The organism is Clavibacter capsici (assembly GCF_001280205.1).
Taxonomy (GTDB): Bacteria; Actinomycetota; Actinomycetes; order Actinomycetales; family Microbacteriaceae; genus Clavibacter; species Clavibacter capsici.
Map to the genome: position 1 here is coordinate 3025600 of NZ_CP012573.1, position 20484 is coordinate 3046083.

18 protein-coding genes and 1 pseudogene are annotated in these 20484 nt (G+C 73.0%); 9 read left to right on the forward strand and 10 right to left on the reverse strand.

What is annotated here, in order from left to right; translation table 11 throughout:
- Nucleotides 1–55 precede the first annotated feature (55 nt).
- On the forward strand, nucleotides 56–583 hold the full coding sequence (locus AES38_RS14355; protein ID WP_053775540.1) for a low molecular weight protein-tyrosine-phosphatase: 528 nt from the start codon (nucleotides 56–58) through the stop codon (nucleotides 581–583).
- Between the two features lie 13 nt (nucleotides 584–596).
- Complete coding sequence (gene purB / locus AES38_RS14360) at nucleotides 597–1979, forward strand: adenylosuccinate lyase (RefSeq protein ID WP_053775541.1); 1383 nt, start codon at nucleotides 597–599, stop codon at nucleotides 1977–1979.
- An 82-nt stretch (nucleotides 1980–2061) separates the two neighbouring features.
- Here purB and AES38_RS14365 read toward each other — a convergent pair whose 3' ends face one another.
- Nucleotides 2062–2331: a hypothetical protein gene (locus AES38_RS14365; RefSeq protein ID WP_043668444.1), complete on the reverse strand. Its 270-nt coding sequence runs from the start codon at nucleotides 2329–2331 to the stop codon at nucleotides 2062–2064.
- A gap of 2 nt (nucleotides 2332–2333) precedes the next feature.
- Nucleotides 2334–3008, reverse strand: a complete 675-nt coding sequence (locus tag AES38_RS14370; protein ID WP_072174655.1) for a DUF308 domain-containing protein — start codon at nucleotides 3006–3008, stop codon at nucleotides 2334–2336.
- A 363-nt stretch (nucleotides 3009–3371) separates the two neighbouring features.
- On the opposite strand from AES38_RS14370, the gene ppgK reads away from it, so the two are divergent.
- Nucleotides 3372–4256 (forward strand): polyphosphate--glucose phosphotransferase, encoded by an 885-nt coding sequence (gene ppgK / locus AES38_RS14375; protein WP_081001914.1) that lies wholly within the window; start codon nucleotides 3372–3374, stop codon nucleotides 4254–4256.
- A 49-nt stretch (nucleotides 4257–4305) separates the two neighbouring features.
- Nucleotides 4306–5427, forward strand: coding sequence for a glycerate kinase (locus AES38_RS14380; protein WP_053775543.1), 1122 nt, complete (start codon nucleotides 4306–4308; stop codon nucleotides 5425–5427).
- A gap of 54 nt (nucleotides 5428–5481) precedes the next feature.
- On the opposite strand, the gene AES38_RS14385 is transcribed toward AES38_RS14380, so the two are convergent.
- Together AES38_RS14385 and AES38_RS14390 are read right to left on the reverse strand one after the other, a co-directional pair.
- Nucleotides 5482–6666, reverse strand: a complete 1185-nt coding sequence (locus AES38_RS14385) for a glycosyltransferase (protein WP_053775544.1) — start codon at nucleotides 6664–6666, stop codon at nucleotides 5482–5484.
- A gap of 27 nt (nucleotides 6667–6693) precedes the next feature.
- A complete protein-coding gene (locus AES38_RS14390) occupies nucleotides 6694–8241 on the reverse strand; it encodes a SulP family inorganic anion transporter (protein WP_081001936.1) in 1548 nt (515 codons plus the stop codon).
- A 242-nt stretch (nucleotides 8242–8483) separates the two neighbouring features.
- Between AES38_RS14390 and AES38_RS14395 the strand changes: the two genes are divergently transcribed.
- The 3 genes from AES38_RS14395 to AES38_RS14405 all read left to right on the forward strand — a co-directional run bounded on the left by AES38_RS14395 (nucleotide 8484) and on the right by AES38_RS14405 (nucleotide 10995).
- Entirely contained in the window at nucleotides 8484–8873 is a 390-nt protein-coding gene (locus AES38_RS14395; protein WP_053775545.1) for a MerR family transcriptional regulator, read from the forward strand.
- A gap of 85 nt (nucleotides 8874–8958) precedes the next feature.
- Nucleotides 8959–10584, forward strand: a complete 1626-nt coding sequence (locus AES38_RS14400; RefSeq protein ID WP_053775546.1) for a peptide chain release factor 3 — start codon at nucleotides 8959–8961, stop codon at nucleotides 10582–10584.
- 60 nt (nucleotides 10585–10644) lie between these two features.
- Nucleotides 10645–10995 carry a CHY zinc finger protein gene (locus AES38_RS14405; protein ID WP_053775547.1) on the forward strand — a complete coding sequence of 117 codons (351 nt, stop codon included), beginning with the start codon at nucleotides 10645–10647 and terminating at the stop codon, nucleotides 10993–10995.
- Nucleotides 10996–11117: 122 nt separating this feature from the next.
- Here AES38_RS14405 and dnaB read toward each other — a convergent pair whose 3' ends face one another.
- The 6 genes and pseudogenes from dnaB to AES38_RS14435 all read right to left on the reverse strand — a co-directional run bounded on the left by dnaB (nucleotide 11118) and on the right by AES38_RS14435 (nucleotide 16322).
- A complete protein-coding gene (gene dnaB, locus AES38_RS14410) occupies nucleotides 11118–12497 on the reverse strand; it encodes a replicative DNA helicase (RefSeq protein WP_053775548.1) in 1380 nt (459 codons plus the stop codon).
- Between the two features lie 453 nt (nucleotides 12498–12950).
- Entirely contained in the window at nucleotides 12951–13403 is a 453-nt protein-coding gene (gene rplI, locus AES38_RS14415) for a 50S ribosomal protein L9 (protein ID WP_012039647.1), read from the reverse strand.
- Nucleotides 13404–13414: 11 nt separating this feature from the next.
- Nucleotides 13415–13678 carry a 30S ribosomal protein S18 gene (gene rpsR, locus AES38_RS14420; protein ID WP_012039648.1) on the reverse strand — a complete coding sequence of 88 codons (264 nt, stop codon included), beginning with the start codon at nucleotides 13676–13678 and terminating at the stop codon, nucleotides 13415–13417.
- A 36-nt stretch (nucleotides 13679–13714) separates the two neighbouring features.
- Nucleotides 13715–14260, reverse strand: coding sequence for a single-stranded DNA-binding protein (locus AES38_RS14425; RefSeq protein WP_043667767.1), 546 nt, complete (start codon nucleotides 14258–14260; stop codon nucleotides 13715–13717).
- A 102-nt stretch (nucleotides 14261–14362) separates the two neighbouring features.
- Nucleotides 14363–14707: pseudogene (gene rpsF, locus AES38_RS14430) on the reverse strand (30S ribosomal protein S6); the annotation flags it as partial.
- A 184-nt stretch (nucleotides 14708–14891) separates the two neighbouring features.
- Nucleotides 14892–16322 carry a CCA tRNA nucleotidyltransferase gene (locus AES38_RS14435; protein WP_053775549.1) on the reverse strand — a complete coding sequence of 477 codons (1431 nt, stop codon included), beginning with the start codon at nucleotides 16320–16322 and terminating at the stop codon, nucleotides 14892–14894.
- Nucleotides 16323–16415: 93 nt separating this feature from the next.
- On the opposite strand from AES38_RS14435, the gene AES38_RS14440 reads away from it, so the two are divergent.
- Together AES38_RS14440 and murJ are read left to right on the forward strand one after the other, a co-directional pair.
- Nucleotides 16416–18710 (forward strand): DUF6049 family protein, encoded by a 2295-nt coding sequence (locus AES38_RS14440; RefSeq protein WP_053775550.1) that lies wholly within the window; start codon nucleotides 16416–16418, stop codon nucleotides 18708–18710.
- 65 nt (nucleotides 18711–18775) lie between these two features.
- Complete coding sequence (gene murJ / locus AES38_RS14445) at nucleotides 18776–20374, forward strand: murein biosynthesis integral membrane protein MurJ (protein ID WP_053775551.1); 1599 nt, start codon at nucleotides 18776–18778, stop codon at nucleotides 20372–20374.
- Nucleotides 20375–20484 lie beyond the last annotated feature (110 nt).

A 20484-nucleotide genomic window follows, 5' to 3' on the forward strand; every position in this document is an offset into this window, starting at 1 on the left:
GACGAGCTCGGGTCCGGGGGATGTGGGGAGGGACGGCAGCCGACAGAATGAGCGCATGGGAGCCCCCGAGTCCCCGGTCACGACGGCGCCACCCGTCTTCCGGATCGCCTTCGTCTGCACCGGCAACATCTGCCGATCGCCCATGGCGGAGGTCGTGTTCCGGGACCTGGTGCGGCGCGCCGGCCACGCCGACCGCGTCTGGGTCACGAGCGCCGGCACGGGCGACTGGCACGTGGGCGAGCAGGCGGACGCGCGCACGCTCGCCGCGCTCGAGAGGGTCGGGCTGTCGGGATCCGCGCACCGCGCCAAGCAGTTCGACCCGGACACCCTGCCGGACCTCGACCTGGTCGTCGTCTTCGACCGCGGCCAGGAGCGGACGCTGCGCCAGTGGGCGCGGACCGAGGCGGACCGGGCGAAGATCCACCTGCTGCTGTCGTTCGATCCTCCACAGGCGCACCTGCGGGACGTGCCCGACCCGTACTACACCGACGCGGCGATGTTCGACCGGGTTCTTGGGATGATAGATCGAGCCGCCCGGGCCCTCCTCACGCAGGTGGAGCCCGGCATCCGTCCCCCCAGCTAGGAGATCACCCCGCATGAGCCCGTTGCCCCCGCAGGTGCTGAGCCCCCTCGACGGTCGCTACGCCCCCGTCGTCACCGAGCTCGGCGAGCACCTCTCGGAGGCGGGCCTCAACCGGGCGCGCATCCACGTCGAGGTCGAGTGGCTCATCCACCTCACCGACCGGTCGCTCCTCTCCTCCTCTCCCTTCACGGAGGAGCAGAAGGCGGCGCTGCGGCGCGTCGTCGCGGAGTTCGGGCAGGAGCAGATCGACGCGCTCGCCCGGGTCGAGGCCGTCACCCGGCACGACGTGAAGGCCGTCGAGTACTTCGTGCGGGACCGCCTCGCGGAGCTGGGCCTCGGGCACGTCGCGGAGCTCACGCACTTCGCCTGCACGAGCGAGGACATCAACAACCTCTCCTACGCGCTCGTCATCGACCGCGCCGTGCGGGAGGTGTGGCTGCCGAAGCTGGTGTCCGTCATCGGCGCGCTCCGCGAGCGGGCCCTCCTGTTCCGCGACGACGCGATGCTGTCGCGCACGCACGGGCAGCCGGCCACCCCCACCACGCTCGGCAAGGAGCTCGCGGTGTTCGTGCACCGGCTCGAGCGCCTGCGCGCGGACGTGGAGGACGTCGAGGTGCTCGGCAAGTTCAGCGGCGCCACGGGCACGTTCGCCGCGCACCTCGCGGCCGACGCCGACGTCGACTGGCCCGCCGAGTCGCGCGCGTTCGTCACGGGCCTCGGCCTCGTGTGGAACCCGCTCACCACGCAGATCGAGTCGCACGACTGGCAGGCCGAGCTCTACACGCGCATCGCGCACGTCAACCGGGTGCTGCACAACCTCTGCACCGACGTGTGGACCTACATCTCCATGGGCTACTTCCGGCAGATCCCGCAGGCGGGCGCCACCGGGTCGTCCACCATGCCGCACAAGATCAACCCCATCCGGTTCGAGAACGCCGAGGCGAACCTCGAGCTGTCGAACGCGTTCCTCGACTCGCTCTCCTCGACCCTCGTCACCTCGCGCCTGCAGCGCGACCTCACCGACTCCACGACGCAGCGGAACGTCGGCGTCGCCCTCGGCCACTCGCTGCTCGCGCTCGACAACATCGGGCGCGGGCTCCTCGAGATCGACGTCGACCGGGCGCTGCTGGCGTCCGACCTCGACGCGAACTGGGAGGTGCTCGGCGAGGCCATCCAGACGGTCATCCGCGCGGAGATCGTCGCGGGACGCAGCTCCATCAGCGACCCCTACGCGGTGCTGAAGGAGCTCACGCGCGGCAAGCGGGTCGGTCGCGACGACATGCGCGCGTTCGTGTCCGGGCTCGACATCGGGGACGCGGCGAAGGCGCGGCTGCTCGAGCTGACGCCCGCCGGGTACGCGGGGCTGGCATCGCAGCTGGTCGACCGCATCCTCTGAGCCGGGAGGCCGGGACCCTCGTCGAGGCGGGATCCCGGCACCCGTCCGCGGGACGGATCGAGCCGGCGCCGAGCCGGGCGGCTCAGTGCCGGGTCGGCCGATCCGGGTGGTCCTGCTCGTCCATGTCCTGGAGCTCGTCGCGGTTCGGCTTGAACGACAGAGCGAGCATGGCGAGCATCACGAGCGCGCCGATGAACGCGACGCCCGTGAAGACGACCACGACCGTCCACGACTGCGCGTCGCCCGGTCGCGTGCTCAGCGCCACGATGAGGCCCACGAACGCGGCGAGCGCCGCCGCGATGCCGAGCAGCTCGGCGGGGCGCATGCGGTCCTTGCGGATGTCAGAAGTCACGGTCAGCTCGCGCTCTCGGTCGTTCGGGGGGCGTCCGCCGCGGAGGTCGCGGTGGGCGTGGAGGTGCCCCACTTCATGCTCAGGGCGGCGATGACCAGGAAGACCCCGACGATCGCCGCGTAGGCGCCCAGCAGGCCGACGGCCACGACGGGCGCGGTGAGCTGGCCCTCGCGCTGCTCGACGCCGCCGTACTGGACGAGGAGGTCCGGCGGGACCAGGAGGAAGGCGACGGCGAGGACGACGGTGAGCGCGCCGGCGGTGATCGCGTCGGTCGCGCCCGGCACGCGGCCGCGCGAACGCAGGCCGGAGACGAGCTCGAGGAAGCCGGTGATCGCGGCCCAGACGCTGACGACGTAGAGGAGCACCAGGACGCCGCCGTCGCGGGCGAGCAGCGCGGCGACGCCGGCCACCACGGTGAGCGCGCCCTGGACGATGGCGCTCGTGCGGATCCGCGCGGCCGGTCCGCGGAGCGCCCGGGCGCCGAGGCCCGCGGTGATCAGGCCGGAGACGATCGCGAAGGCGCCGAACGCCACGAGGCCGAGGGCCGGCGAGTGGTCGCTGGAGAAGGTGATGAACGCGGCGAGCGCGAGGGCGGGCAGTGCGCGCAGGAGGAGCACGGGCCAGTACGCCGCCCGGAACGTCAGCTCGTCCTCGGACACGGCAGCCTCTCTCTCCATCCGGGCCAGCCTACTCGGTGGGTTCCTGGGCGGACGCTCGGCCGGACGCGCGCTGACGGCTCCTCGGGGCTGGCCTAGGCTCGGAGAGTGACGAGTCCCCTCCCCCGTCTGGTCGCCGCGGCGACCGGTGCGGTCGTCGGGCTCGCGGTCGTCTGCGCCGTGGGCGTGGCCTGCGGGATCGTCTACGCGCACCGGGCGTTCTGAGCCCCGGCGGCCGAGGGGTCGCCTGCTCGGGAGGCGCGGGCCGGGTCCGCCCGTCCCGCCGGTCCGTCCGCGCGCGATCCACCGCAGCACCCGCGCACGCCGCACCAGCACCAGCACCGCGCGGCTGCCGCACCCCGTCCGCTACCGAGAGGCCCCGCCGTGCCCCAGCCCGAGACCGCGCCGCGACCCGCCTCCGACGGCGGCCGGGCGACCGCCGGGTTCATCCCCGTCGACCGCGCCGTCGTCGCCGCGCCCGAGGGCGCCGAGGCGGCCCTGGCCCACAGAGACCGCCTGGCGCTCGGCATCGACATCGGCGGCACGACCCTCAAGGCGGGCATCGTCGACGTGACCACGGGGATCCGACTCACCGAGCGCATGACGGTCGGCAAGCCGGTCGGCGGCGAGCCCGAGGACATCGCCGACGTCATCGCCGAGATCGTGCTGGAGCTCACGCCGGACGAGGACCTGCCCGTGGGCGTCGGCGTCCCGGGCATCGTGCGCGACGGGATCGTGCGCTCCTCCGCCCACATCTCCGACCGCTGGCTCGGCATGGACGCGCGCACCGCGATCCGCGAGCGCAGCGGGATCGACGTGCTCACCGTGAACGACGCCGACGCCGCCGGGGTGGCCGAGCTCGAGTACGGCGTGCTGCAGGGCCGCGGCGGCCTCGTGATCCTCACCACGCTCGGCACGGGCATCGGCACGGCGCTGCTGCACGACGGGACGCTCATCCCGAACAGCGAGCTCGGCCACGTCCACATCGACGGCGGCGACTACGAGATGCAGGCCGCGTTCTCCGCGGTGCGGCGCGAGGGGCTGACGTTCGAGGTCTGGGCGGCGCGGCTCGAGCGGTACTACCGGCACCTCGAGTCGATCATGTCGCCCGACCTCATCGTCGTGGGCGGCGCGGCGGCGCACGAGTTCGCCCGCTTCTCGGGGTTCCTGCACCTCGACACGGAGATCATCGCCGCGAGCCGGGGCAACGACGCCGGGCTCGTGGGCGCCGCGCTGCTGGCGCATCGCACGGGCGTCGCCCCGGACTGAGCCGGGCCGGCGCCCGGCCGCGGGGCGCGCTCCGCGGCAGACTGGCGGCATGAGCACCGCCGCTCCCCGCCCGCTGCGCGTCGTCATGGCGCCCGACTCGCTCACCGGATCCGCCACCGCCGTCGAGGCCGCCCGGGCGCTCCGCCGCGGCTGGCTCCGTGCGCGCCCCGCCGACGACGTGGTGATCGCGCCCATGGCCGACGGCGGGCAGGGCACCCTCGACGTGCTCGCCGCGGCGGTCCCCGGTGCGCGGCGCGTGCCCGTCCGCGTCACCGGCCCCGACGACCGTCCGGTGGACGCGCACTGGCTCCTGCTGCCCGACGGCACCGGCGCGGTGGAGGTGGCGTCGACGAGCGGGATCACGCTGCTCGATCCGCTGCGTCCCCTCACCGCGCACACCCGCGGATTCGGCCAGGCGATCCGGGCGGCCCTCGACGCCGGCGTGCCGCGCCTCCTGCTCGCGCTCGGCGGCAGCTCGTCCACCGACGGCGGCGTGGGCGCGCTGCGCGAGCTCGGCGCTCGGGTCGTCCGCGCGGACGGGTCCCCGGCGGGCGACGGCGGCGGCGCGCTGGCGGGGATCGCCGTGCTGGACCTCGCGGGTCTCCACGCGCTCCCGGCCGGCGGCGCGCGGATCCTCGGCGACGTCGACGCGCCGCTCACCGGCCCCGCGGGCGCCGCCGCCGTGTACGGGCCGCAGAAGGGCGCGACGCCGGCCCACGTCCGCGCGCTCGATGCCGGCCTCGCGCACCTCGCGGCGCTCCTCGACATCGACCCGGCCACGCCCGGATCCGGTGCCGCCGGCGGCACCGCCGCGGGGCTGGCCGCCTGGGGCGCCCTCCCGACGTCGGGCTCCGCGGGCGTCGCCGAGGCGATCGGGCTCGCCGGCCTCGTCGCGGGCGCGGACGTCGTGGTCACGGGCGAGGGCCGGTTCGACGCGCAGTCGCGGACCGGCAAGGTGGCCTCGCGCGTCCTCGACCTGGCCCGCGAGCACGGCGCCCGCGCGATCCTCGTGGCCGGCGCGATCGCCGTGCCGACCGACGGCTTCGCGGCCGCGCGCTCGCTCACCGAGCTGGCGGGATCCGCCGACGCCGCGCGCGCCGACGCGGCCGCGTGGCTCGAGCGGGCGGCGGAGGACGTCGCGCGCGACCACCTGGCGACGCGCGCGAGCTGAGCTGCGGGCGACGGGACGGCGGGCGCGACGCAGCCCCGCGGATCCCCCGCGCTGCTACCGGTCCGCCCGCTCCCGCAGCAGCCGGTACTCCTCGGCGACGTCCGCCGCCGCGACGTCCCAGGTGCGCCCGGCGGCGTGCTCCCGCGCCGACGCCGACAGCCGGGCGAGTGCGGGCCCGTCGGCGAGCAGGTCGCGGATCGCCCGGGCCCAGTCGGCGGGATCCCGCGTGGCCACGAACACCCCGCTCACGCCCTCGCGCACGCTGTCGACGAGCCCCTCCGTGCGCGACGCGACCACGGGCGTCCCGCACGCCGCCGCCTCCAGCGCGACCAGCCCGTACGTCTCCGCGGCCGACGGCATGAGCGCCAGGTGCGCGCCGGCGAGCGTGCGGGCGGTCGCCGCACGGTCGAGCGCGCCGACGAAGACGACGTCGTCCTCCAGCCCGAGCGACCGCACCAGCGCGTGCAGGCCGGCGGCGTAGGCGTCGCGGCCGGGCGAGACGCCGCCGGCGATCACGAGCAGCGGGCGGGTGGCGGGATCCAGCAGGGCGAGGGCCCGGAGCGCCACGTCCTGTCCCTTGAGCGGCTGGATCCGGCCGAGCAGCACGACGCGCACGCGACCGCCGCCGCCGCGCCCCGACGGCTCCCGCAGGAACGCCTCCTCCACGCCCGGCGCCACGACGTGCACGGTCGCCGGATCCGCGTCGTACGCCTCCACGAGCAGCCGCCGCTCCGACTCCGCGGACGCCACGACGAGGTCCGAGGCGCGCACGAGCCGCGCCTCGTCCGCGAGCCGCTCCTCCGGCTCCGGGGTGTCGCCCGGCACGAGCCGGCGGTTCTTGCCGGCGGACACCGAGTGCAGCGTCAGCACGTGCGGCACGCCCCACGCCCGCGCGACGGGCAGGGCGGCCACGGCCGACAGCCAGTAGTGGCTGTGCACGACGTCGGCGGGCGGCAGCGCGGCGAGCGCGGCGGCGAACGCGTCCGTGATCCCCGGCAGCTCCTCCTTCGGCACCGGCCCGACCGGCCCCGCGCGCAGCGCCAGCAGCTCGACGCCGGGCGCGACGCGCATGGTCGGCGGGTCCGCGGGATCCGTCGCGCGCGTGATCAGCCGCACCTCGTGCCCCTGCCGGCCGAGGCTCCGCGCGAGCTCCAGCAGGTAGACGTTCAGCCCGCCGGCGTCGCCGGTGCTGGGCTCCTGGATCGGCGACGTGTGCAGCGAGACGAACGCGATCCTCATGCGCCCGATCCTACGAGCGGCCCGCGATCAGCCCTCGCCGCCCAGCCGCCCCGCCAGCCGGCCGTGCATGCGGAGGCTGGCGTCGTTCATGCCGTGGATCTCGACCGCGGTCCCGCGGCGCGCGTACTTGGTCGTGATGGCGTCGAGCGCGGCCACCGTCGAGGCGTCCCACACGTGGGATCCGCTCATGTCGATCCGCACGCGCGTGGGATCCTCCGCGTACCGGAACTGCGTCGTGAGGTCGTTGCTCGACGCGAAGAACAGCTCGCCGACGACGCGGTACTCGGCGGTCGCCTCGCCGTCTGCGTGAGTGACGACCGCGCGCTCCACCGTCGCGAACCGCGCCACCCGCCGCGCGAACACGACCATCGCGGCGATCACGCCGACGACGACGCCGATCGCGAGGTTGTGCGTCGCGACGACCACGGCGACCGTCAGCACCATCACGAGGGTCTCGCCGAGCGGCATGCGCTTCAGCGTCGATGGCCGGATGCTGTGCCAGTCGAACGTGCCCACCGACACCATCACCATCACGGCCACGAGCGCGGCCATCGGGATCACGGCCACGACGTCGCCGAGCACCACCACGAGCACCAGCAGGAACACGCCCGCGAGGAACGTCGAGATGCGGGTGCGCGCGCCCGAGACCTTCACGTTGATCATCGTCTGGCCGATCATCGCGCAGCCGCCCATGCCGCCGAACAGGCCCGAGAGCACGTTCGCGGCGCCCTGGCCCCACGTCTCGCGCGTCTTGTGCGAGGGCGTGTCGGTGATGTCGTCCACGAGCTTCGCGGTCATCAGCGACTCGAGGATGCCGACGAGCGCCATCGCGAGCGCGTACGGCCCGATGATCCCCAGCGTCTCGAGCGTGAGCGGCACCTGCGGCAGGAACAGCTCGGGCAGGCTCCGCGGCAGCTCGCCCTGGTCGCCGACCGTGGGCACGGCGAGCGCGCCCAGCACGGTCGCGGCCGTGAGCAGCGCGATGGCGACGAGCGGCGCCGGCACCACGCGCGTGACGCGCGGCAGCAGCACGAGGATCGCGATACCCACCGCCACGAGCGGGTACACGAGCCACGGCACGTCCACCAGGTTCGGGATCTGCGCCGTGAAGATGAGGATCGCGAGCGCGTTGACGAAGCCGACCATCACCGACCGCGGGATGAAGCGCATCAGCCGCGCGACGCCGAGCACCGCGAGCACCACCTGCAGGAGCCCCGCGAGGATCACGGTGGCGAGGAAGTGGTCCATCCCGTGCTCGCGCGCGACGGGCGCGATGACGAGCGCGACGGCGCCCGTGGCCGCCGAGATCATGGCCGGTCGGCCGCCGAGGAACGCGATGGTCACCGCCATGACGAACGACGAGAAGAGGCCGACGCGCGGATCCACGCCCGCGATGATCGAGAACGAGATCGCCTCGGGGATGAGCGCGAGCGCCACCACCAGCCCGGCGAGCGCCTCTCGCGTGAGGATGCGCGGCGTGCGGAGCGCCTCGAGCACGGTGGGCGAGGGCGACGGCGCGGCGCTGCCGGCGGATCCGGGGCCCGACGGGGTGGGCTCGGCGGCGGCGGGGGGCATGGCGGTCACGGGGCTCCGATCGGATGGCGGCCAGGGGCGGGTGGGCGGATGGTGGGCTCCGCGATGGGCTCACGCCGGCGGCGCCGCTCGCGCGGCACGCACCGGAGCGCCGGATTCCGCACCCCCGTTCGGGGACAGACGGCGACGGCCCGGCCATCGGGGAGAATGGGCGGGAGCGGTCGCCCGGCCGCGCCCATCATACCCTTCCCTCACGTGAGGGGAGAGTCCCCCTGGAGGCCCGCATGACGCGACCTGCCGGCCCCGCGACCATGCAGATCGGCGAGCTCGCCGAGCGCACCGGCCTCTCGCACCGCACGCTCCGCCACTACGACGAGACCGGCCTGCTCCGCCCGTCCGGTCGCTCCGAGGGCGGCTTCCGCCTCTACACCGACGAGGACCTCGAGCGCCTCCTCCTCATCCGGCGGATGAAGCCGCTCGGGTTCTCGCTGGAGGAGATGATGCGCCTGCTCGAGGTCACCGACGCCCTCGACGCCGCCGGTCCCGACGACGACGTGGCCGCGCTCCGCGCCGCCCTCGCCGCGTTCATCGCCGACGCGGAGGAGCGCCGTCGACGCCTGGCCGAGCACCTCGGCATGGCCGACGAGTTCCTCGACCGCCTCCGCGCGCGCTGATCCCGCGGGTCGCCCGCACCCGCGGACCCCGTCCGCCCCGGCTCCGCGGCGGAACCCTCCCGTGACGGCCTCGTACCATGGGGAGGTGTCGACCATCACCCCTCCCCGCGCGCCCGCCTCGGCCTCCGCCTCCCCCGTGCTGCGCGAGGCGTCCCGCCGTCGCACCTTCGCCGTCATCTCCCACCCCGACGCGGGCAAGTCCACGCTCACCGAGGCGCTGCTGCTGCACGCGCACGCCATCGGATCCGCGGGCGCCGTGCACGGCAAGCAGGGTCGCAAGTCCACGGTCTCCGACTGGATGGACATGGAGAAGGAGCGCGGCATCTCCGTCAGCTCCGCGGCGATCCAGTTCACCCACCGCGACACCGTCATGAACGTCGTCGACACCCCCGGCCACGCCGACTTCTCCGAGGACACCTACCGCGTGCTCTCCGCGGTGGACGCCGCGATCATGCTCGTCGACGCCTCCCGCGGCCTCGAGACCCAGACCATGAAGCTGTTCGAGGTGTGCCGCCAGCGCCGCATCCCGATCATCACCGTCATCAACAAGTGGGACCGCCCGGGCCGCGAGCCGCTCGACCTCATGGACGAGATCAAGGAGCGCACGGGCCTCCTCCCCACCCCGCTCACCTGGCCGGTCGGCGAGTCCGGCGCGTTCTTCGGGGTCGTCGACCGTTCCACGGGCGAGTGCGTGCACTTCACCCGCACGGCCGGCGGCGCGAGCATCGCCCCCGAGACGCGCATGTCGCCCGACGAGGCCCTGGCCGCCGCCGGATCCGCCTGGACCGACGCCGTCGAGGAGAGCGAGCTCCTGCACGAGGAGGGGCAGGACCACGACGAGGAGTCGTTCCTCGCCCGCCGCACCACGCCCGTGCTGTTCGCGGCCGCCGTCCTGAACTTCGGCGTGACCCACATCCTCGACGCGCTCGACGCCATCGCCCCGGCCGCGCAGCCCCGGCCCGACGAGCAGGACCGCACGCGTCCCGTCGAGGACGACTTCTCCGGCTTCGTGTTCAAGGTCCAGTCCGGCATGAACACCGCGCACCGCGACCGTCTCGCGTTCATGCGGATCTGCTCGGGCGTCTTCCACCGCGGCATGACGGTCACGCACGCCCAGACCGGCCGCCCCTTCGTCACCAAGTACGCGCAGCAGCTCTTCGGCCGCGAGCGCTCCACCGTCGACGACGCCTACCCGGGCGACGTGGTCGGCCTCGTCAACGCCTCCAACATCCGCGTCGGCGACACCCTCTTCGACGGATCCCCCGTCACCTTCCCGCGCCTCCCCCAGTTCGCGCCCGAGCTCTTCCGCGTCGTGCGCTCGAAGGACACGAGCACGCACAAGCAGTTCCGCAAGGGCATCGAGCAGCTCGACCACGAGGGCGTCATCCAGGTGATGCGCTCCGACCTCCGAGGCGACCAGGCGCCCGTCCTCGGCGCCGTCGGCCCCATGCAGTTCGAGGTCGTCGTCGAGCGCATGACGAACGAGTTCCGCGCGCCGCTGCGCATGGAGCCGCTCGAGTACCAGGTGGCCCGGATCACCGACGCGGCCTCCGCGCCGGCCCTCGCCAAGACGATCGGCGTCGAGGTGCTCGTGCGCTCGGACGGCACGCACATCGCCCTCATCACAACCCCCTGGCGCCTCAAGGCCATCGAGCGCGACAGCCCCGAGCTCACCCTCGTCGACGCTGCCACGGCCCTGCCGGACGCGTGACGCGCGCGTGACCACCTCAGCCGGTCACAGGTCCGTCCCCGTGCACAGCGGAATGCACGCGTGACCGCCTCAGCCGGTCACGCCGGAGCGGACGAGCGGATCGTCGTCTTCGGTCCGGCGATCGACGACGAGACGCGCTGCGTCCACTACGGATCCGCCCTCGACGTCGTCGCCCTCCGCGCCCCCTGCTGCGACGCCTGGTACCCGTGCCACCTCTGCCACGCGGCCGTCGCAGACCATCCCCTCGAGGTGATCCCCCGCGCCCAGCAGCACCTGCCGGCCGCCCTCTGCGGCGTCTGCCGCGCGACGATGAGCGTGTCCGACTACCTCGCGGCGGACTCCTGCCCAGGCTGCGGCGCCGCCTTCAACCCCGGCTGCGCGGCCCACGCGCACCTCTACTTCGCGCCCTGACGCGGGTCGGTGCCGCGAGCTACGGACACATTCCGCGCAATGGCGACGCGTGACGGGCCCGGGTGCACGACCCGGATCACCGAGCTCGACGAGCGTGGGCCCGCTCCGGCGAGCGGGGTCGACTAGCCGCCCGCGGGCATGTCCGCGAAGCGCGAGAAGTGCCCGTGGAAGCCGACCGTGATGGTGCCGGTCGGGCCGTTGCGGTGCTTGGCGACGATGAAGTCGGCCTCGCCCGCGCGCGGGTTGTCCTTCTCGTAGGCGCTCTCGCGGTGCAGCAGGATGACCATGTCGGCGTCCTGCTCGAGCGAGCCGGACTCGCGGAGGTCGGAGATGGCCGGCATCTTGTCGGCGCGCTGCTCCGGGCCACGGTTCAGCTGCGACAGCGCGATGACGGGCACCTGCAGCTCCTTCGCCATGAGCTTGAGCGCACGCGAGAACTCGGAGACCTCCTGCTGGCGCGACTCGACCTTCTTGCCGCTCGTCATGAGCTGCAGGTAGTCGATGACGACGAGCTTCAGGCCGACCTTCTGCTTGAGCCGGCGGCACTTGGCGCGGATCTCGACGAGCGTCATGTTCGGGCTGTCGTCGATGTAGAGCGGGGCGTCGTTGATGCGCCCTCGCGTCTGCGCGATGGTCGTCCAGTCGCGCGCGTCCACGGTGCCCTTGCGCATGCTCTGCAGCGGCACGGACGCCTCGGCGGAGAGGAGGCGCATCGCGATCTCGCTGCGCCCCATCTCGAGGCTGAAGAAGATGGAGGGCATGTCGTACTTGATGCTGGCGGCGCGCGCGAAGTCGAGCGCCAGCGTGGACTTGCCCAGCGCGGGGCGCGCGGCGACGATGATGAGCTGACCCGGGTGCAGGCCGTTGGTGAGCGCGTCGAGGTCGGCGAAGCCCGTGGGCACGCCGGTCATCTGGCCGTCCTTGCCCTTCGCGGCCTCGATCTCGTCGATGGCGACCGTGACCGCGTCCGTCAGCGGCACGTAGTCCTCCGCCTCGACGCCGCCCGTGACGCCGTAGATCTCCGCCTGCGCGTTGTTCACGAGGTCGACGACCTCGCCCTCGCTGGCGTAGCCCATCTGGACGATGCGCGTGCCCGCCTCGACGAGACGACGCAGCACCGCCTTCTCGGCGACGATCGACGCGTAGAAGCCCGCGTTGGCGGCCGTCGGCACGACGCTGGTGAGCGTGTGCAGGTAGTCGGCGCCGCCGGCCCGCGTGAGCTCGCCGAGCTTCGTGAGCTCGTCCGTGACCGCGATGACGTCCGTGGGCTCGCCGTGCGAGTACAGCGACAGGATCGCGTCGAAGATGATCTCGTGCTTGGGGATGTAGAAGTCGATCGCACGCACCTGCTCGACCGCGTCGGCCACGGCGTCCTTGCTGAGGAGCATGCCGCCGATGGCGCTCTGCTCGGCGAGGAGGTCGTGCGGCGGCGTGCGCTCGTGACCGGCGCGCTTGTCGCGCTCGTCACGTTCGCCGGCGAGACCCAGGTGGGCGATGGACACGTGCGGCTCCCCTCGGTCGGCTGGGCGGATGCGCCCGCACGACCGTTCTAGCTCGGACCACCGACACCGCTCGAGGGGCGTCGGCCGGACCGCTCACGGGTCCTTCGCGACCCGTTCGACGGGCGCTGCCCCACGATATGGATCGACCCCTCCCGCCACCAAATGCACCTGTGGACGGGGGTGTGGACAAAGTGGGCGAAACGCCGGGGATCGTGTGGACTACCTGGGGAGAAGCCTGTGCAGTACTGACGGATTCGATCGGGGAATCCGGCTCTGACCAGGTACTCGTAGTTCCACACCCGATGTGGGAAAACTAGTCTGCACCAGGGCTTGAGAGTTCTTCTGCTAGGGCCGCACCTGTGGATGGGCCTGGGGAACGAGGGCCCTCTGACCGCCTCGTTAACGACCGGTGGCGGTGGGCATCACGCCCACCGCCACCGTCTTCGTGCAGCGTTACTTCGCGGCGACGACCTGCAGGCTGATCGTGGCGACGATGTCGTCACGGAGCCGGATCGTGGCCTCGTGGTTCCCCGTGGCCTTGATGGCGTTGGGGATCTCGATCTTGCGCTTGTCGACCTGGCCGATGCCGGACTCCTCGACCGCCTTGGCGATGTCGGACGTCTTGACGGAGCCGAAGAGGCGCCCGCCCTGGCCGGCCTTGACGGTCAGCTTGACGATCTTGGCCTCGAGGCGGCTCTTGAGGTCCTGCGCCTCCTCGATGGTCGCGTGCTCGCGAGCGGCACGCGCGGCCTTGATCTGCTCGATCTGCTTCTCGCCGCCGCGGCTCCAGATGACCGCGAAGCCCTGGGGCACGAGGTAGTTGCGGGAGAACCCGTTCTTGACCTCGACGACGTCTCCGGGGGAACCGAGGCCGGAGACCTCGGTCGTCAGGATTACTTTCGACATTCCATTACCCCTTAACGGCCGGAGCCGGCGTAGGGGAGAAGTGCCATCTCACGCGCGTTCTTGACTGCGCGCGCGATGAGGCGCTGCTCCTGCACCGAGACACCGGTGATGCGACGAGCGCGGATCTTTCCCCGCTCGGAGATGAACTTGCGGAGGGTGGCGACATCCTTGTAGTCGATGACGCCGACGCGGATGGACTTCGCCGGGGCGGCGTTCTTGCCGCCCTTGGCTCCGCGGAGAGGCTTGCGGCGGTCGCCGCTGCTCTTTCCAGCCATGATTCTTCCTGTCTTTCTTGCGTAGTTCGACGAGCCCTAGAAGGGCGTCTCGTCGTTGAAGTTGCCGGGGTTGGACCAGCCGCCGTCGCCGCCCGAGCCGCCACCGGAGTTGCTCGCGGGGGTGCCCCACGGCTCCTCGGCCACCTGCTGCTGGGGCTGCCCGCCGCCGAACTGGCCGCGGTTGCCACCGCCGGAGTTGCCTCCGCCGTTGCCGCCGCCCGAGGCGCGGGTGACCTGCGCCGTGGCGTACCGGAGCGAGGGGCCGATCTCGTCGACCTCGAGCTCGATGGAGGTGCGCTTCTCGCCCTCCTTCGTCTCGTACGACCGCTGCTTGAGGCGGCCGGTCGCGACGACACGCGAGCCCTTGGTGAGCGAGGACGCCACGTGCTCGGCGAACTCGCGCCACACGCTCGCACGGAGGAAGAGGGCGTCGCCGTCCTTCCAGTCGTTGCTCGCGCGGTCGAAGGACCTCGGCGTGGAGGCGATGGTGAAGTTGGCTACCGCCAGCCCGTTCTGCGTGTACCGCAGCTCCGGATCACTGGTGAGGTTGCCCACGACCGTGATGATGGTTTCGCCGGCCATCGACTACTCCCCGGTCTTCTCGCTGGAAGCGGCCTGCGCCGCCGGCTTGCCGGGCGTCGCCGGGGCGGCGTCCGTGGCGGGAGCCTGGGGCGCGGCGTCTGCGGCCTTGGACGTGGCGGCGGCCTTGCGGGCGGCCTTCTCGTCGGCGAGCTTCGCAGCGGAGGCGACCATGGCCATGGCCTCCTCGGCACGCAGCACCTTGGTGCGCATGACGGCCTCGGACAGACCCAGCTGGCGGTCGAGCTCCTGCGTGGCCTCGCTCGTGGCGGTGAGCTGGACGACGGCGTAGATGCCCTCGTTCTTCTTGTTGATCTCGTACGCCAGTCGACGACGGCCCCAGACGTCGACGTTGTCGACGGTGCCACCGCTGGTGCGGATGACGTTGAGGAACTTGTCGAGACTGGGAGCGACGGTGCGCTCATCGATCTCGGGATCGAGGATCACCATGAGTTCGTACTGATGCGTCACTAACCCACCTCCTTCGGACTTGAACGGTCGCAGACGATCTGCGACAGGAGGGTATGTGCATCTGTCCGCGCGGGGCAGGGGAATCCCGTTGCCGGGCGGACAACCTCGCAAGACTACCGGATGGGGAGGAGGGGCGCCAGGCCGGCGGTCGCGACGAGGCGGATCAGGCCTGCTCGGCGGCCCACCACGCGACGAGGCGGCGCTCGGCCTCCTCCGCGGGGAGCGGTCCCTCGTCGAGCCGGAGCTCCAGGAGGAAGCGGTACGCGCGACCCACGACCGGGCCGGGCGGCACGTCGAGGATGCGCATGATCGCCTCGCCGTCGAGGTCGGGGCGGACGGCCGCCATCTCCTCCTGCTCGGCGAGCTCGGCGATGCGGGCCTCGAGGTCGTCGTAGGCGAACCCCAGGCGGTCGGCCTTGCGACGGTTCTGCGTGGTGACGTCGGCGCGGGTCAGCATGTGCAGGCGCTCGAGCTCGGGACCCGCGTCGCGCACGTAGCGGCGGACGGCGGAGTCGGTCCAGCCGCCCTCCGTGTAGCCGAAGAAGCGGAGGTGCAGCTCGATGAGGCGGGCGACCGACGCGATCGTGTCGTTGTCGAAGCGGAGCGCGCGCAGCCGGCGCTTGGCCATCTTGGATCCGACGACGTCATGGTGGTGGAAGGTGACGACCCCGCCCGGCTCGAGGCGGCGCGTGGACGGCTTGCCGATGTCGTGCAGCAGCGCCGCCAGGCGCAGCACCAGGTCGGGGGCCTCGCCCGGGTGCCGGGATCGCTCGTGGTCGATGGCCTGGTCGAGCACCTGGAGCGAGTGCTGGTAGACGTCCTTGTGGCGGTGGTGCTCGTCGGCCTCGAGCTTCATGGCCGGCAGCTCGGGCAGCACGTGCTCGGCGAGGCCGCCCTCCACGAGGAGGTCGAGGCCCGCGCGCGGCTCGGGCGTGCGCAGCAGCTTGGAGAGCTCGTCGCTGACGCGCTCGACCGAGATGTCGAGGATCCGCGGGGCCATGTCGCGGATGGCGGCGAGCGCGGCGTCGTCGAGGCGGAAGCCGAGCTGGGAGGCGAAGCGGACGGCGCGCATCATGCGGAGCGGGTCGTCGCCGAACGAGACCTCGGGGGCGACGGGCGTGCGGAGCACCTGGGAGAGGAGGTCGTCGATGCCGTTGGACGGATCCACCAGGACCACCTGCGGAAGGCGCACGGCGAGCGCGTTCACGGTGAAGTCGCGGCGCACGAGGTCCTCGTCGAGGGAGGAGCCGAACTCGACCTCGGGCTTGCGGGAGACGCCGTCGTACTGGTCGGTGCGGTACGTGGTGATCTCGACCTGCTCGCCCTTCACGCGGGCGCCGATGGTGCCGAACGCGCGGCCGATGTCCCAGTGCGCGTCGGCGACGGGCTCGACGATCTCGAGGATGCGGTCGGGACGGGCATCGGTGGTGAGGTCGAGGTCGGTCGCGGCGCGGCCGAGGAAGGCGTCGCGCACCGGTCCGCCGACGAGGGCGAGCTCGTGGCCCGCCTCGTGGAACGCGCGGGCGAGCACGGCGACCGGGGGCGATGCGGCCAGCTCGCGGAGACGCTCGAGGGCCTGTGCGACGCTGTGCATGGTCGGACAGTCTACGGCGGCGGCGCGACGGGCATCCGGCGTCCACGGCGAGCGCACACGGGCCGCGCGGGGCGGGCGCTTTAGAATGCCCAGATGCACGCCGCGCCTCGACACGACGCCGGCCCCACCCGCACGGACAGAGCCCTCCGGCTGATCCGGCGATCCGCTCGACGCACGATCTCCACCCTCGTGTGCGTCACGGTCGCCGCCGGGACGCTCGCCGCCGGGACGGTCGCCGGTCCGTCGACCCCGGCGCACGCGGCCACGGAGGGCGTGACGCTCACCGTCACCCCCGCGGCCCAGGGGATCCTGAAGCCCGGCGAGGACCTCGCGGTGACCGTCTCCGTCGTGAACGCGACGGACGCCGCGGTACCGGCGGGGCGGATCGACCTCGACCTCAACCGCACCGTGCTCGACACGCGCACGAGGCTCGACGGATGGCTCGACACCGCGTCCACCGACGCGAACGCGCGCACGGGGCCGCGCATCGGCCGCGCCGACTCCCCCGAGGTCCCCGCCGGCGGCACCGTCGACGTGCCCGTCACCGTCCCGGCCGCGACCGTGGCGCTGCAGGGCAGCCGGGGCGGCTTCGGGCCGCGCGGCATCACGGCGGAGCTCGAGGCGGGCGGCGCGGACGTGGCGACCGGCCGCGGGGCCGTCGTCTGGAGCCCGGGCGCGGATCCGGCGCCCACTCCCGTCACCGCGGTCATGCCGCTCACGGTGCCGCCGAGCGGATCCGACTTCGTCGACGCCGAGGCCCTGGCCACCTACACGTCCCCGAGCGGCACGCTCACGCGCCAGCTCGACGCCGTCGTCGACCGGCCCGTGGCGGTCGGGATCGACCCGCGCATCATCGCGTCCATCCGGATCCTCGGCGTCCAGGCCCCGCCGTCCGCCGTCGAGTGGCTCCAACGCCTCCGCACGATGCCCAACGAGACCTTCGAGCTCGCCTGGGCGGACGCCGACGTCGCCGTGCAGTCGCAGGCGGGCGCCACCACGCTGCTGGCCCCGACGGACACGACCTACGCCGTGCAGGCGAGCCGGTTCGCCGCGCCCGGCTCGACCCCCTCGCCCACCCCGTCGTCGACCGGCACGCCCGCACCGACGGGCACGCCCGCGGCAGGCGGCACGCGCGGCGGATCCGGCGCCAGCGGCGCCGCGTCGGCGTCCGTGGATCCCGCGGAGACGGCCGAGCCCACGAGCCCGGAGCCGAGCCCCACCCCCACGGCGCCGTCCCCCTCCCCTACGCCGACCCTCGCCGACCTCACGGCCTGGACCTACACGATGCCCGGCTTCTCCTGGCCGGCCGCCGGCACCGTCACCGCGAACGACATCGGAGTCCTGGCCGCGAGCGGCAGCACCACGGCGATCCTCGCCAGCGGCGATGTGAGGTCCACCGGCACCGCGCGCGTCGGCGCGACGGGCACCGTGGGCGACACCCGCGTGCTCGTGACCGACGCGCAGGTCTCGGCCCTCGTCGACCGCGCGCTCTCCGCGGAGACGGACGAGGCCTTCGGCATCGCCCTCGCGCAGCTTTCCGCCACCCTCGCGGCCGACGCCCGCGAGGCCGACGGGCACGTCGTCGTCGCCGGGCTCGAGCGCGGCTGGGCCGCCTCCAACGGCCGCCTGGGAGAGCTGCTGGACGCCATCCAGGCGCTCCCGTACAGCGACACGGCGCCGCTGACCTCGGCGCTCGGCAGCGCGAGCGTGCCCCTGCAGGTCGTCGACCACCCGGAGGACGCCGACCGCGTGAACCGGGTCGCCGGGTCCCTCTCGCTCGAGGCGCAGGTGGCCGCGTTCTCGAAGGCGGTCGAACGGCCCGAGCTCATCACCGGCCAGCAGCGCCTGCTCCTGCTCGCGACGCTCTCCAACCGCTGGCGCGACGACGCCGACGGGGCCGTGACCGTCCAGGACGGTTACATCGCGCAGGCCGACGCCATCCTCTCGTCCGTCGCCATCACCACACGGCAGAACACCGTCATCAGCGACACGTCGAGCCTGCTCATCAACGTCAGCAACGCGCTCGACCAGCCCGTCACCGTGCGGATGACGATCATCGCGGGCAGCGGCAGGATCCGCGTCGACGACTCCGTGGTCGTCACCGTCCCCGCGCACGGCAGCGCGTCGGCCCGCCCGCCCATCACCTCCATCTCGAACGGCGACCTCGTGGTCACCGCGCGCCTCACCACCGAGGACGGCTCCGTGCAGATCGGCGACAGCGCGCCCGTCGAGCTGCTGATCCGCGCCGGCTTCGAGGCCGTCGTGACGACCCTGTTCGTGGTCGCCGTCGCGCTGCTGTTCGGGTTCGGGCTCTTCCGCAGCATCCGCAAGCGCCGCCGCGCCCGTGCCCGGCAGCTCGCCGGCCTGCCCGAGGAGACCGATGACTGACCGGATGACGCCGCCCGCCCCCGGACGGGACCGCGCGTGACCGCGGCCCCGCTCCCCGCGGCGGCATCGGCCGGGCGTCCGCCCTGCTCGCGTCGGGCACCTTCGTCTCCCGCATCCTCGGGTTCGTCAAGGCCATCGTGCTGCTGCAGACGATCGGCGCGACCCTGGGCAGCTCCAACGCGTTCTCGAACGCGAACCAGCTGCCGAACAACATCTACGTGATCATCGCGGGCGGCGTCCTCAACGCGGTCCTCGTGCCCCAGGTGGTGCGCGCGGCCAAGCACGCGGACGGCGGCGCCGGCTACATCAACAAGCTCGTGACCATCGCGATCGTCGTGCTCGGCGGCGTCACGGTCCTCGCGACCGTGGGCGCACCCGTGGTCTCGCGCCTCTACGCCGCGACCCTGCCCCCGGACGTCTTCGCGCTCGTCGTCGCGTTCGCGTACTGGTGCCTGCCGCAGATCCTCTTCTACGGGCTCTACGCGGTGCTCGGCGAGGTGCTGAACGCCCGGGGGTCCTTCGGGCCCTTCACGTGGGCGCCCGTCCTCAACAACGTGGTCGCCATCGCCGGCCTCCTCCTCTTCCAGGCGATGTTCGGATCCGGGAGCCGCCCGGTCGACGACTGGAGCCTCGACAAGATCATCGTGCTGGCCGGATCCGCCACCCTCGGCGTCGTCGCCCAGGCGCTCATCCTCTTCGTCTTCTGGCGACGCGTCGGCCTCCGCTTCCGCTTCGACTTCGCGTGGCGCGGCGTCGGCCTCGGCACAGCGGGCCGCCTCGCCGGCTGGACCTTCGGCATGCTCGTTGTGACGCAGCTCGCCGGCATCGCGCAGTCCAACGTCGCGAACATCGCGGCGACCTCGGACAGCCCGTCGAGCACGATCCTGCTCAACGCGTGGCTGTTCTTCATGCTCCCGCACTCGATCTTCGCGGTCTCCATCGCCACCGCGTACTTCACGCGCATGAGCACGCACGCGGGCGAGGGCGACCACGACAGCATGCGGACGGACCTCTCCTCGGCGATCCGCACGGTCGCCCTCATGACCGTGCTCTCGACGGCCCTCATCGCGGTGCTCGCCGGGCCCGTGGCGCGCGTCATGGTCTCGGGCGACATCGGCGAGGTCCGCGGCTACGGCGTCGTCCTCATCGCCTTCATCCTCGGGCTGCCGGCGTTCAGCACCCTGTTCGTCCTGCAGCGCGCCTTCTACGCCCTGTCAGACACGCGCACGCCGTTCCTCATCCAGTGCGCGCAGGTCGTGGTGTTCATCGCCGGAGCGCTCGTGATCTCGCAACAGCCGGTCGAGCTCATCGGCGTCGGGCTCGCGGTCCTGCAGACCGTCACCGTCACGGGGCAGGCGCTCCTCGCGGCGGTGGTCCTGCGCCGACGCATCGGCCGCATCGACGGCCGCCGGATCCTCCGCAGCGCCGTCCGCTTCGCCGTCGCCGCCGTGCCCGCAGCGCTCATCGGCAACGCGCTCCTGGCGCTGATCTCGGGCGGCCCGTTCGAGGGCGTCGGCGTCGCGTCGAAGGGCTCGGCGCTCCTCGTCGGGATCGCCGTGGCCGCCGTCATGACGGCCGTCTACCTCGCCGCACTGGCGGCCATGCGCTCGTCGGAGCTGCAGCAGCTCACGGGTCCCGTGCTGCGCCGCATCCGCCGTCGCTGAGCCTTCCGCCCACGCTGAACAGGACCGGTCCCACGGGCCTGTCCGCAGCGGTGTCCCGGCCAGGTGGAGGCGGAGGAATAGCCGCTACCGTGGGTCTGTTGCAGAGGTGA